General features: G+C 63.7%; 12 protein-coding genes. 5 read left to right on the top strand and 7 right to left on the bottom strand.

From position 1 onward, the window contains the following. Positions 1-112: 112 nt before the first annotated feature. Positions 113-673, top strand: a complete 561-nt coding sequence (locus CXR03_RS14575; protein WP_104104462.1) for a peptidase — start codon at positions 113-115, stop codon at positions 671-673. Positions 674-815: 142 nt separating this feature from the next. Next, complete coding sequence (locus tag CXR03_RS14570) at positions 816-2,129, top strand: UDP-glucose/GDP-mannose dehydrogenase family protein (RefSeq protein ID WP_104104461.1); 1,314 nt, start codon at positions 816-818, stop codon at positions 2,127-2,129. A gap of 427 nt (positions 2,130-2,556) precedes the next feature. Here CXR03_RS14570 and CXR03_RS18340 read toward each other — a convergent pair whose 3' ends face one another. Next, entirely contained in the window at positions 2,557-2,694 is a 138-nt protein-coding gene (locus CXR03_RS18340) for a hypothetical protein (RefSeq protein ID WP_181034628.1), read from the bottom strand. 195 nt (positions 2,695-2,889) lie between these two features. Here CXR03_RS18340 and CXR03_RS14565 point away from each other — a divergent pair, with 195 nt between their 5' ends. Beyond that, positions 2,890-3,630, top strand: coding sequence for a glycosyltransferase (locus tag CXR03_RS14565; protein WP_104104460.1), 741 nt, complete (start codon positions 2,890-2,892; stop codon positions 3,628-3,630). On the opposite strand, the gene CXR03_RS14560 is transcribed toward CXR03_RS14565, so the two are convergent. From CXR03_RS14560 to CXR03_RS14545, 4 genes are all read right to left on the bottom strand, one after another. Beyond that, positions 3,627-4,625: a GDP-L-fucose synthase gene (locus CXR03_RS14560; protein WP_308470584.1), complete on the bottom strand. Its 999-nt coding sequence runs from the start codon at positions 4,623-4,625 to the stop codon at positions 3,627-3,629. The genes CXR03_RS14565 and CXR03_RS14560 overlap by 4 nt on opposite strands. 5 nt (positions 4,626-4,630) lie before the next feature. Then, positions 4,631-5,659 carry a GDP-mannose 4,6-dehydratase gene (gene gmd / locus CXR03_RS14555; RefSeq protein ID WP_104104458.1) on the bottom strand — a complete coding sequence of 343 codons (1,029 nt, stop codon included), beginning with the start codon at positions 5,657-5,659 and terminating at the stop codon, positions 4,631-4,633. 362 nt (positions 5,660-6,021) lie between these two features. After that, positions 6,022-6,495 carry a Fe-S cluster assembly sulfur transfer protein SufU gene (gene sufU / locus CXR03_RS14550; RefSeq protein WP_104104457.1) on the bottom strand — a complete coding sequence of 158 codons (474 nt, stop codon included), beginning with the start codon at positions 6,493-6,495 and terminating at the stop codon, positions 6,022-6,024. Next, complete coding sequence (locus tag CXR03_RS14545; RefSeq protein ID WP_104104456.1) at positions 6,496-7,812, bottom strand: cysteine desulfurase; 1,317 nt, start codon at positions 7,810-7,812, stop codon at positions 6,496-6,498. 284 nt (positions 7,813-8,096) lie between these two features. On the opposite strand from CXR03_RS14545, the gene CXR03_RS14540 reads away from it, so the two are divergent. Both CXR03_RS14540 and CXR03_RS14535 read left to right on the top strand, forming a co-directional pair. Further along, the gene (locus tag CXR03_RS14540) at positions 8,097-10,343 is read left to right on the top strand and encodes a LamG-like jellyroll fold domain-containing protein (RefSeq protein ID WP_104104692.1); all 2,247 of its coding nucleotides are present in this window, start codon (positions 8,097-8,099) and stop codon (positions 10,341-10,343) included. A 30-nt stretch (positions 10,344-10,373) separates the two neighbouring features. Then, a complete protein-coding gene (locus tag CXR03_RS14535) occupies positions 10,374-10,886 on the top strand; it encodes a VanZ family protein (protein ID WP_104104455.1) in 513 nt (170 codons plus the stop codon). A 172-nt stretch (positions 10,887-11,058) separates the two neighbouring features. Here CXR03_RS14535 and CXR03_RS14530 read toward each other — a convergent pair whose 3' ends face one another. Together CXR03_RS14530 and CXR03_RS14525 are read right to left on the bottom strand one after the other, a co-directional pair. Further along, positions 11,059-12,543 carry a glycerophosphodiester phosphodiesterase gene (locus CXR03_RS14530; protein ID WP_104104454.1) on the bottom strand — a complete coding sequence of 495 codons (1,485 nt, stop codon included), beginning with the start codon at positions 12,541-12,543 and terminating at the stop codon, positions 11,059-11,061. Then, positions 12,540-12,992, bottom strand: a complete 453-nt coding sequence (locus tag CXR03_RS14525) for an adenylyltransferase/cytidyltransferase family protein (RefSeq protein ID WP_104104453.1) — start codon at positions 12,990-12,992, stop codon at positions 12,540-12,542. Before CXR03_RS14525 ends, CXR03_RS14530 begins: the two co-directional genes overlap by 4 nt. Positions 12,993-13,079 lie beyond the last annotated feature (87 nt).

Genomic DNA, 13,079 nt, shown 5'->3' with positions numbered 1-13,079 from the left:
AGCTCCTGGACCTTACATTTTGGAATTTCGGTTGGTTTTCATGAGTTGTTGGTGGGGACCGGGCCAATCAGTACCTACGACAGTCTTTTATCAATTGCTTGGGGAGTCTCATATGAAAAAAACCGCATCTGCTTTGGTCCTCGCTGGATCACTCGCTTTCTTCGGTGCCGGCGCCGCTAATGCCGTGCAGAACTACCCGGCACCCACTCCCGGCGGTGTCAGCGACGCCACTGTTGCACCGGGTGCCACCGTCACCTTCAGCGGATCCGGTTTCATCCCCGGCGAAGCTATCCGCGTTGACGTCGACTACGACAATGCTCCGGTTGTAGTTCCGGGCACCGGCGTCAACGGCGTCATCATCCTGGCCGAACTGGTGAACACTTTCACCACCAACGCCGACGCGCAGGGTGGCTTCAGCACGGCTATCACCTTGGGCGAGGCTGGAACATACACGCTGACGGCCACCGGCCTGGAATCGGGCAAGGTTGTCACCGCAGTTGTTTCCGTTGACCCGTCCTTCGCAGAAGGTGCCGGCAACGGCGGTGCGGACAACGATGCCGACTTGGCCGACACCGGTGCTGACTCGGCCATGCTCCTCTGGGGTGCCGCGGGCATCGTAGCTGTTGGTGCCGGCGTCGCATCAGTTGCAGTAGCACGCCGCAAGAACGCATAACTCAACGTTCTCAGGCAACACCCGGGAGGGCGGAGACCAAATGGTTTCTGCCCTCCCGGTTTTTCTCATTGGGTAGCACGAACTTTAGGTTTCAGCCTGGGGCTGGCACTTTTGATTTGTATGAAATTTATTTAGGGGAACCGTGCGTATATCTGTCATCGGCTGCGGCTATCTGGGAGCCGTGCACGCTGCCTCCATGGCCAAGCTTGGGCACGACGTTGTGGGCATAGACGTCGATCAGGCAAAAATCAATGAACTAACCTCCGGCCGTGCGCCCTTCTTTGAGCCAGGGCTCCCGGAACTACTAACGGAGTCCATTGACTCCGGCCGTCTGGCCTTCAGCACGGAAATGGCTGACGCCGCAGGTGCCGATGTTCATTTTGTCTGTGTGGGAACACCGCAGCGCAAAGGTGAATATGCTGCGGACCTCCGTTTCGTGGATGCTGCGTTCTCTTCCTTAGCTCCTTACCTCAAGCCCGGTAACGTTGTCGTAGGGAAGTCCACCGTTCCGGTCGGGACTGCGGCACGTCTGGCTGAGGGTCTGCAGGAATTCGCTCCGGAGGCGATCCTGGTGTGGAACCCCGAGTTCCTCCGTGAAGGTCACGCTGTGCAGGACACTCTCACCCCGGACCGCTTTGTATACGGTGTTCCGGACGGCGAGCCCGGCACATCTGCCGTAGCTGCACTGGACGAGGTGTACGCCACTCCCCTGTCGACCGGCACCCCGCGCCTTGTGGTGGACTACGCCACTGCTGAATTGGTTAAGACGGCCGCCAACTCCTTCCTGGCCACCAAAATTAGCTTCATCAACGCCATGGCCGAAGTTTGTGATGCCGCCGGGGCAGACGTCACGGCTCTGGCTGATGCCATCGGTATGGACGATCGGATCGGCCGCAAATTCCTGAACGCTGGCGTTGGATTTGGCGGTGGATGCCTGCCCAAGGACATCCGAGCCTTCATGGCTCGCGCCGGCGAGCTTGGCGCAGACCAGGCGCTGACCTTCCTGCGCGAAGTGGATACGATCAACATGCGCCGCCGCACCCGAGTGGTGGAAATGACCCGCGAAATCTGCGGCGGATCACTCATGGGCAAGCGCATCACCATCCTGGGCGCGGCCTTCAAACCTGACAGTGATGACGTCCGGGACTCCCCTGCGCTTAGTGCCGCGGCCCAGATGCAACTGCAGGGTGCCACTGTCACGGTCACCGACCCCGAAGCACTGTCGAACGCCAAAGGCCGCTTCCCGGAACTCGGCTACGAGCCCATCACAGAAAACGCCATCGAACGCGCCCATGCGCTGGTGCTTTTGACCGAATGGAAGGAATACCGAGCGCTGGATCCCCGGACCGTTGGCGCGCTGGTCACGGAAAAGAACATCATTGACGGCCGCAATGCCCTGGATTCCGCAGCCTGGCGCCAAGCAGGCTGGAACTTTAAAGGCATGGGCCGCCCGTAGTTCGCCAAGGAATAAGCTTTAACCAAAGTGCTGTAGGACCAAATTCTCTGGGTCCTGCAGCACATTGGTTTCTACCCCTATCCGCAGCGCTCAAGCCCTGCTAAGATCAACCTGCTCGCCGTGCCAGACGGAACCGGTTAGAGCGCACTAGTCTCGTTTACAACACAAATTCCTGGGGGAATTTCTTGCTTTCAGCAGCATCAGTATCAGCACTTCCACTTTCGGGCCTTTTCGCCAGCACGGGCATGATTATCTGGGCCCTCGTAGGGCTGGCCGGGATGCTCACCGGACTCATCACTGTTGGCGCGGCCCGCCGCCGAAACCAGCCAATTGGTGATGCAGAACAGATTGCGCCAGTAGCCCAAGATAGTGCGGTTTCACCCGACGCCCTCACTCAGGCCGCGTAAGCTCAGGCCTGTTTGCTGCCTCATCGGGCAAATGCCGCCGCCACCGTCACCGTGGTGACCATGACCAGCAAAGCCAATCCGGCAAGAGTGAGCCACTCGCGGCTCGTACGCCGGTAGTGCTTCCGACGCCATTCCCTGGTGGGCTCAAGTGTGTCCATGCATTCGAACATATGACCCCGCCCTGAACTACAAAACGGTGGTTGCTACTCGCTTTCGCGCCCCGCCCTACGCGCACAACAGCCAAGATGCCGAGGGCGCTGTTCCGGTGTTCCTTCCTCCACGGTAGGCTCCTGCCAATCCCCATTCGACGCTGCACCACTGCAGCGCGTGCCGGCAGAAGGGCTGGGCTCCCCATGCGGAACCACGTTCGGATCAGCGTTTGTCTGGCTGCCTACAACGGCTCCACCTACATCGAAGAGCAACTGCGCTCCATCCTGTCTGAACTCGATGACACCGATGAAGTCCTAGTGGTAGATGACTGCTCATCCGACGGCACGGAAGCCGTGGTGACGGCAGTGGCTGATCCCCGCATCCGGCTGCTGCGGAACGAGCAGAATCTGGGCCAGGTGAAGACCTTTGAGCGGGCGCTGCGCGAGGCCACCGGCGACTTCCTGTTCCTCTCCGACCAGGACGATATCTGGCTCCCCGGCCGGGTGGACAGAATGCTCAAGGCGCTGCAGGAGGACATGGTGGTGGTTTCCAACTGCCGGCATTTCGGCGCTGCTCCGGGACGGTTTCATCAGATCCGGCTGCGGGCCGCCGACTCATCCCGCCATGCGGCGAACGTGCTGGGCATTGTGGTGGGATACCGGCTCCATTGGGGCTGCGCCATGGCTCTTCGGGCAGAGTTCCTGAACCAGGCGCTGCCGTTCCCCGGCTACCTGCGCGAGTCCCACGACCAGTGGCTGGCCATGGCCGGAAACCTTGCCGGCAGCATCCGCTACCTGGAGGAGGACACCGTGCTGCACCGGTTGCACGGCGGCAACCTGACCCCGGACAAGGTCCGCGGCCTGCACGCCATCCTGAAGGCGCGGATGGCCTTCCTGACCAACCTGATGATTCTTCTCGGCCGCACCCGGCTCCGGCGTTCCTAGCTGCGCAGGACGTGGGCGTTGTTTCGGAACCAGTCGACGGTTTCGGCAATACCCTTTTCCAGCGCAATGGACGCGGTCCATCCGGAAGCAGTCAACTTGCTGACGTCCAGGAGCTTCTGCGGGGTTCCATCCGGTTTGGAAGTGTCCCAGGACATGTCCCCGTTGTACCCCACAGCCCCGGCCACCATCTCGGCGAGCTCGCGAATGGATACGTCGGTTCCGGTGCCAACGTTCACCTGGTCCGGACCGTCATAGTTCTCCAGCAGGTGAAGACAGGCATCGGCCATGTCATCCACGTGCAGGAACTCGCGGCGGGGTGCTCCGGTCCCCCAGTTGGTGACCTCCGGTGCCCCTGCGGCAGCGGCCTCGTCATATCTGCGGATCATGGCCGGCAGCACGTGGGAGCCTTCCGGCGAGAAGTTGTCGCCGGGGCCGTACAGGTTGGTGGGCATGGCGGAGATCCACGGAAGTCCGTACTGCCTGCGGATGGCCTGGACCTGCGTGATCCCGGCAATCTTCGCAATGGCGTAGGCATCATTGGTGGGTTCAAGGTGCCCGGTCAGCAGGGAGCTTTCCCGGATGGGCTGCTCCGCGGCCTTGGGATAGATGCAGGAGGAGCCGAGGAACAGCAGTCTTTCCACGTTGTGTGCCAGCGCGGCATCAAGAACGTTGACCTGGATCTGAAGATTGTCGCTCAGGAAGTCCACCGGGTAGGTGTTGTTGGCCAGGATGCCGCCAACTTTTGCCGCTGCGAGCACCACGTACCGCGGTTGCTGTTCTTCGAAAAAGGCGAAAACTGCTTGGCGGTCCTTCAGGTCCAGCTCCGACGAGCTGCGCCCAACAAGATTCGTAAATCCGGCGCTTTCGAGACGCCGCATGATGGCAGACCCCACCAGTCCGCGGTGGCCTGCCACATAGAATTTTGCCTGCCGGTCCAGTTCATGGGGCGTAAATTCAACATTGTCGCCAGCGCTAACTTCACTGGGATTTAGCACGTCCATCAATTGCCCCAGACCCCCACGCTGACTTTGTCAATCCAATCTGTTCCGCTGCATCCCAAGGCTTCTATGTCCGCATCGACCATAATGCGGGCCAGCTCCGGCGCTTGCACTCTTGCTTTCCACCCAAGGTCAGTGAGAGCTTTCGATGCGTCACCGATGAGGGAATCCACCTCGGTGGGCCGCAGATAACGGTCATCGAATTGAACATGGTTTTCCCAATTCAAGCCCGCATGGTCGAAGGCAACCTCAAGGAAGTCGCGGACGGAATAGCCCACACCGGTTGCGAGCACATAGTCACTTGGGGTGTCCGCCTGCAGCATCCGCCACATGCCTTCAACGTATTCGGCGGCGTACCCCCAGTCGCGGACCGCGTCCAGGTTGCCCATGAAGAGGGTGTCCTGAGTTCCGGCCTTGATGGCAGCCACGGCACGGGTGATCTTGCGGGTGACAAACGTTTCACCGCGGCGTGGAGATTCATGGTTGAACAGGATGCCGTTGACCGCAAACATCCCGTAGGCCTCACGGTAATTCTTGGTGATCCAGTAGCTGTACACCTTGGCGGCACCGTACGGGGAACGCGGATAGAACGGGGTTTCCTCATTTTGGGGCGGGGGCGTTGCCCCGAACATCTCTGAGGAGGAGGCCTGGTAAAACCGGGTTTGAATGCCGGCCATGCGAACGGCTTCCAGCAGCCGGATCGCACCGATCCCGGTGGTGTCGCCGGTGTGCTCGGGCTCATCGAAGGAGACGCGCACATGGGACTGGGCGCCCAGGTTGTAGACCTCGTCCGGCTTGATATCCGCCAGCAGGGTGACGAGGCGTGCGCCGTCACTCAGGTCCCCGTAGTGCAGGAACAGTGAGGCGTCGCTGTCATGCGGGTCGACATAAAGATGGTCGATCCGGGCCGTGTTGAATGTTGAAGCGCGGCGGATCAGACCGTGCACCTCATAGCCCTTGGAAAGCAGAAGTTCTGCCAAATATGATCCGTCCTGGCCTGTGATGCCAGTGATGAATGCCCGCTTAGCCAATGGAGCCCCTTAGGTTTTTCTGTCGTTCCGGCTGGGGGTCCCGGCCATAGCCTTCGCTCACCCCCACGGCGAAAATCTGGTGAATGTCTTCTGCGGCAGGATCCTGAGACGAGCGGCGTTTCCTACCATCTAGGAGCATGGAAGCAGAGGAAAACCTCCCCCAGCAATGAGTAGCAGTACTCGCTTCAGCAGGGATTACGGGAGAGTTTTAGAGTTTTTCGCCTGTAAGTCACTGGGATGGAGTCCGGCGGTTCGTGGACGGGGGCGGATGGGCGCAGCAGGCAACGGCACGGCAGCAGTGGCCGCAGGCATGAAAAAGCCGGACTACCCGCTTCCGCAGGTAGCCCGGCTTACGTCTTGTGTCAGTTGGCCGCGAGCAACGCTTCCTCCAGCGCCACCCAGGCGAGCATGGCGCACTTAACCCGCGCTGGGTAGCGGGAAACGCCGGAGAACGCGGCGGCGTCGCCGAGCACCTCTTCATCGGCCTCCACGGTACCGCGGGAGCGCATGACCTCGCGGAAGCTCTCCACCAGGTCCATCACTTCATCCCGGGGCATACCGGCGGCCAGATCGGTCAGAACCGAGGCCGACGCCATGGAAATGGAGCACCCCTGCCCTTCCCAGCTGATGCCCTGAACTGCGGAGCCGCCGTCGTTCTCCGCTGCGGCGGCACCCATCACCGCGCGCAGCGTGATTTCGTCACCGCAGGTGGGGTTCAGCTGGTGGCTCTCCCCCGACTTCGCCCCGGCCGGAACCTCCGCCAGCCCGGCGCCGTGACGGGCCTTGGCATGGTCCAGGATGATCTGCTGGTACAGCTGCTGCAGCTCGGCGCTCATTTACTTCACTCCAAAAAACGGACGCACGCCGGCCACCGCGTTCAGGAACGCGTCGACGTCGTCGGTGGTGTTGTACAGGTAGGTGCTGGCGCGGGTGGTGGAGATCAGGCCCAGCCGGCGGTGCAGCGGCTGCGCACAGTGGTGGCCCACACGCACGGCAATGCCTTGGTCATCCAGGAACTGGCCCACGTCGTGGGAGTGGACGCCGTCGACGTCGAACGCCGCCAGCCCGATCCGCTCCACCCCGGCGCGGGGCCCGAGCACGCGGATGCCCTCGATCGCTTCCAGGCCGGACACCAGCCGCTGGCCCAGCGTGGCCTCCCACGCGTGGATGCGGTCCATGCCGGTCTCGCTCAGGTAATCCACCGCGGTGCCCAGCGCCATGGCCTGGGAAATGCGCTGCGTGCCGGCCTCAAAGCGCTGCGGCGCGGGCAGGTACTCGGCGCGTTCCATGGTCACGGTGGTGATCATGGAGCCGCCGGTCAGAAACGGCGGCATGGCGTCCAGCAGCTCGGCCTTGCCGTACAGCACGCCGATGCCGGTGGGGCCGAGCATCTTGTGCCCGGAGAACGCGGCGAAATCCACATCCAGCGCCTTCACGTCCACCGGCAGATGCGGCACGGACTGGCAGGCATCGAGGACGACGAGCGCTCCCGCGTTGTGCGCCAGGCTCACCAGGGTTTCCACCGGGTTGATGGTGCCGAGCACGTTGGAGGCGTGCGTGAACGCCACGATTTTGGTGCGCCCGGTGATCAGCCGCTCGGCCTCCTCCAGCCGCAGCGCGCCGTCGTCGTCCACCGGAATGAACTTCAGGGTGGCGCCGGTGCGGGCGGCCAGCTCCTGCCAGGGAATCAGGTTGGCGTGGTGCTCCATTTCGGTGACCACAATGTCATCGCCCTCGCCCAGCGCGAAGCGGCGGGCCGCCTCTCCCCCGCGGCCGGCGGCGGCGTTGGAGAACGCGTAGGCCACCAGGTTCAGCGCCTCGGTGGCGTTGGAGGTCCAGACAATCTCATTGGGTCGGGCGTTGATGAACGCGGCCACCTTGGCGCGGGCGTCCTCGTACACGTCGGTGGCCGCCACCGCGAGGGTGTGCGCACCGCGGTGCACGGCGGAGTTGCGCTGTTCGTAGAACTCCTGTTCGGCTTCAATCACGCTGAGCGGGTTCTGCGAGGTAGCCCCGGAGTCCAGGTAGACCAGCGGATGGCCGTTGACCTGCTGGTCCAGGATCGGGAAGTCGTTGCGGATGCGCAGGACCTCGGCGTTGTCCATCAGCTCCGGTGCGGGCTTGAGGGTATCGGGGGTGGAAACCACAGGCACGGGAAAAACTCCTTGGCTGGCCGTCGGTGTGCGCGGGTAATCTGCATTACGCCACATAAGTCTGTGCTAATCATCCCACTGCACGGCTGCGAGCGCACGTGAGTTGGGCCTTAGTTGGCTTCGCGGGTGGAGGGCTGAGTGGAGTCCGGCGGAAGACAAGTAACCCCTACTCATGCTCTCCCCCGGGCGCAGCGGCTAAACCTTCCTTAGCGGGTGCTCTCTGCATCCGCAGGTGCCGCTGGGGCACACACATGGTGCTGGGGGCACCCAGGCGGGAGATCATGATGCGCAAGAAGATTACAGCTGTTCTGGCCGGCATTTTGCTCGCGGCGGTTTCACTGATTGGTCTGGCCCCGCCGTCGGCCGCCCTGTCTCCGGGGGTGGCGTTCTCCGCCACCAACCTGCCCACCTGGCAGACCAACGGCATTGTCTGGGCCATGGCCGAATCCAACGGCGTGGTCTATGTCGGGGGAACCTTCACCGCCATCCGTCCGCCCGGAGTGTCCGCAGGCGGTGCCGGAACCCGAAGCGCGGTGAACTTTGCCGCCTTTGACGCCTACACCGGCAACCCCATCAACTGCTCCCTGTCCGTGACGGGCGGCAGTGCCACGGTGCGGGCCCTGGACGTCTCCCCCGACGGGCGCACCCTCTACATTGGCGGCAGCTTCGGCACCATCAACGGCGTGAACACCACCCGGATTGCCGCCATCAACCTTCCCAGCTGCACGGTGAACACCAACTTCAGGCCGGCAGCCGTTTCCGCGACCGTGCGGGCCATCGAGGCAACCAGTTCCGCTGTGTATTTCGGCGGGGACCTCCGGAGTGTAGGCAGCTCAACACGTGAGCGACTGGCCGCCGTCAGCACCACCGGCGCACTGCTGCCGTGGGCACCGTCCGCGGACCAGCCCGTGCGGGCGCTGCACGTTCCGGCCGGACGGAACGTGGTGCTGGCCGGCGGTGACTTCAACACCATGAACGGCGCCGATTCCAAGGCCCTGGCCGTTCTGAACAACACCACCGGCACCAACATCCGCACCTACCCCAACCTCTTCATTCCGCGCACCTCGGTGGTGAAGTCCATCGACTCCGATGCCACCAGTTTCTACATTGGCAACGAGGGCACCGGCGGCGGCGTGTTTGACGGCCGTGCCCGGCTGGACCTGAACACCTACAATCAGGTTTGGCGGGACACCTGCCTCGGAGCCACGCAGGCAGTCTCCGTGTATGCCTCCACCCTTTACTCGGCGAACCACGCCCACGACTGCAGCAGCATGAACGGCTTTCCTGACGGCCCGAGGGTGCACCTCACCGCACAGAGCATCAACAATCCCTCACTCATGTATCAGTGGAACCCCATCACCAATGACGGCCAGGGGGAAAGCATCGGCCCGCGTACTCTGGCCCACACCACCGCAGGCAACGGCACGGATGTGCTGTGGACCGGCGGAGAATTCACCACCGTCAACGGCGCTCCGCAGCAGAGCCTGACCCGGTTTGGTCCCGGTCCGGGCACGGCTGGACCCGGCACGCCGCGGTTTGTCAGCGCCGAGTCCCGCGCCTCCGGCCAGAACACCGTCCGGTGGCAGTCCACCTCAGACCCGGACGATTCCGAGCTCACCTACCGGGTCTACCGCAACGGCTCCGCCACCCCGCTGGCTACGGTCAACTCGTCCTCGCGCTGGTGGGACCTGCCCCAGGCCTCCTTCACCGACACCACCGCGGTGCCGGGCACCACCTACACCTACCGGGTGCAGGCCAGTGATCCCAGCGGGCGCACCGGTCCGCTGTCCGCTCAAACGCAGATCACCACCGCCAGCTCGGCGGCTCCGTATCCGGCCCTGGTGCGGGCCGACGGCGCCACCACCTATTGGCGGCTGGGCGACTCCCAGGCAGCGGCCGCCGATTCCTCCAACGGCAACAAGATGGGCCTGCCCAACCTCGGTGCCGCCATTGGGGGAACCACCTCGGCGCTGCGCAGCGACAGCAACCGTGCCGCCACCTTTGACGGCGTGGATGACATGATCTTCGGCCAGCAGCGCGTGAACGCTCCGACAGTGTTCAGCGCCGAAGCCTGGTTCAAGACCGACACCACCACCGGCGGAAAGATCCTGGGCTTCGGCAACGCGCAGCCCCGCCGCAACAACTCACTCCTCGGGTACAGCAGTGTCTATGACCGCCACGTCTACATGAGCGACGCCGGCAAGCTCGTCTTCGGCGTCTGGACCGGCACCCGGGTGGTGGTGACCTCCCCGGCCAGCTACAACGACAACGCGTGGCACCATGTGGTGGCCACCCAGGGTCCGGGCGGCATGGTGCTCTACGTCGACGGCGTGCGGGTGGCCTCCAATACAGTCTCGGCGAACACCGTCAGTCTTGGATCCTGGCGGATTGGCGGGGATTCGATTCCGTCCAGTTGGCCCAGCGCTCCGACCAGCCGGCACTTCAAGGGCGCCATTGACGAGTTTGCCGTCTACCCGACGGCGCTGACTCCCGCCCAGGTGGCCACCCACAACCAGCAGGGACGCAGGTAACCGTGGCCGCAGGAGTTTTCGGGCACGTGCGTGGCCGCGGGTAGGCGCGGCCACGCAGTCCGGCGGGTGGGGTTTGGGCTGGCCACCGCCGCGGTCCTGGCAGGAATGGGGGCCGTCCTGCTGGCTCCGCGGCCCGTGGACCAGCCCTACTACGGGAAGGTGCTGCGCGCCATCCGCGGACTGCAGGAGCACGGCTTTCCCGGCTGGGTGGACTACGCAGTGATGGAGGCAGCGGCCAACGTGCTGTTCTTTGTGCCGCTGGGCCTGTTGGCGGCGCTCCTGCTCCCCGCCCGGCTTTGGTGGGCAGCGCTGACGCTGTGCGTGGGAGTTGCGGTGGGGGCTGAAATTGCCCAGGACCTGTTCCTGCCTCAGCGGCAGGGAGATCCGCAGGATGTCCTGGCCAACGGGCTGGGAGCATTGCTGGGTGTAGCGGTGGCCGCGGCGGGCCGGGGCATGAAGACTCTCATCTCCCGGGCCCGGGGGCGGCGCCGGCTCCGGGTTGGTGCGCGGAGCCGGGACGGCCGGGTCCGGACCGGGGTCTAGGCCGGACGCGGATCGCAGTCCTCCTCTGTACAGCTAATGGGCTCATGCCGCGCTTTTCGGCCCGGTATCTGTACTACGGATCCCGGGCCGCCGGCGGTAAACCCCATTACCTGTACAACCGAGACCGTGTGCCTACCGGGGTCTAGCGGGCCCGGGCCTAGAGGACCCGGGCCTAGAGGACCTTGACGTTGCGGAACTCAACCGGGCAGTCCTCTGAATAATTGCGGGCCAGGCTGAAGTAGCCGCCGCGGTACTTACGGTTGGAGGTAACGCCGGCCCAGCCCGCGCCGTCGAGCCTCGAGTAGCGGATGCTGTCCGGGTCCAGATCAATCTTGAAGGACATCCACTGGCCGATCTTGACCGGCTCGGTATCCACCGTGCTCAGGCGGAGTCCGCCGGATTCTCCGGGGCTGCGCAGCAGCAGTGTCATTTGTCCCGTGACCCGCACCACCAGGTGATAGCCACCCACGTCGCTGGGAATCAGCACCCGGTACGGGCGGTCATCGTCCTGCCCGAAGGCTATTCCGGCGTGCAGGGAGTTGTCGGTCGGCAGTGATTCCGGCCAGCGCATCTCAAACGCAATGCTGTAGAGCTCCCGGCGCACCGGTCCCAGGGAACCCATCCGGTAGCTGCTGTTGGCCGCCGCCGACATGAGCAGGGTGGATTCCGCAGGGTTCAGCTCCGGCTGGAACTCCCATCCCTGGTTCACCATCCACGGCAGGTCCCCCGCCGCCCGCATGCCGTCGCCGAAGCTGTCGGACGTGGCCATGGGCTCGTCCGTGGCAAGGTACGGAAGATTGGCACACATGAGCCCGGTGACGCCCAACGCGAGCAGCCGGTCACGGAGCTCCCGGGTATGGACCTCCCAGCAGATGACGGGCTTACCCGTGGCCACCACTTTCTTCACCGCTGCGTCCGAGGCCGAATGGTGAACGCCCAGAAAGGTGAACTTGTCAGCATATTTGGGCACCAGGTCCAGCTGCTCCACCGTGAAGTACCCCCAGCTGGAGTACCCGCGCTTGGAGACGGCCTCAATCTGCGCCGCTTCTGCTGACTGCTTCCAGATAAAGTGGCTGCGCGAATCCGGATAGGTGTCCATCAAATCCAGCAAAGCCTTGGCGTTGGTTCCCTGCTTGTCATCGATGAAGAGCACATGGGTGGCGGCAAAGGCATCCAGGACATCCTTGAGCAGCGGAATCTTCTCCGGCACCGCCCCGGGGCCCAACCAGGCACGGGCGTCCACCTTCAGCTTTGACACCTCCGCGTAGGGGGTGTCCTTGATGACCAGCTTGGTGCCGGTGGTACGTCCGGTGTCCAGATCATGATTGCAGATCAGCGTTCCGTCCTTGGTGGCGCTGACCGAAATCTCCAGGGCCACGGCACCGGCGTTGGCCGCCTCCCGGTACGCCGTCATGGTGTGCTCGGGCCAGTTGTCCCAGGATCCGCGGTGCGCCACCAGGAACGGGGCAGCGGCCAGCATCGACTCAATGGTGTGGACGGGTGCCGGCTCCGGCTGGGCAGTTTCTTCGACGTCAGCGTCAGCCCGTCCGGAGCAGCCGGCCAGGACAAGCCCGGCAGCGCCCAAGCCGAGGACTTCACGGCGGGACAGGCCGGAGGCAGGGGGAAGCCACTGCCCCAAAGCGCGCCGGGAGTTCATGCCTTCATGGCTGCGTCCCCGGCGCGACCGCCCTCCAGCAGGGTCAGGGCGCGGCGCAGCACGGTGGACGAGGTGGTCACCGTGTAGGGGAAATACACCACCTGCACCCCTATCTGGGCCATGTCCCGTTCCAGGCGGTTCCCCTTTTCGGTGCCCCGCCAGTCATCGCCCTTGAAAAACACGTTAAAACCCACTTCGCGCCACGTGTCGGCCTTGTTCAGATGCTCATCAACCACCACGTCGTCGACATAACGGACGCTGCGCACAATCTCCAGGCGCTCGGCAAGCGGGATCACCGGGGTGGTCCCCTTGAGCCGCTGGGTCATCTCGGTGGAGGCGACGCCGGCAATCAGATAGTCACACTGGCTGCGGGCATGCATCAGCAAGTTCAGATGGCCGACGTGAAAAAGGTCGTAAACGCCCGAGGCGTAGCCAATCCGAACTGTCATCTGAACAACCCCCAGGTGTGGTCTGCCTAACTAATACCCGTTCATCTTTGGCCCTAGTTCGGGGCCCGTAAAGCGATTTGGGAACAA

It is taken from the genome of Arthrobacter sp. 08Y14 (assembly GCF_002929455.1).
Taxonomy (GTDB): Bacteria; Actinomycetota; Actinomycetes; order Actinomycetales; family Micrococcaceae; genus Arthrobacter_B; species Arthrobacter_B sunyaminii.
This window is presented reverse-complemented; position numbering and strand designations above follow the sequence as displayed.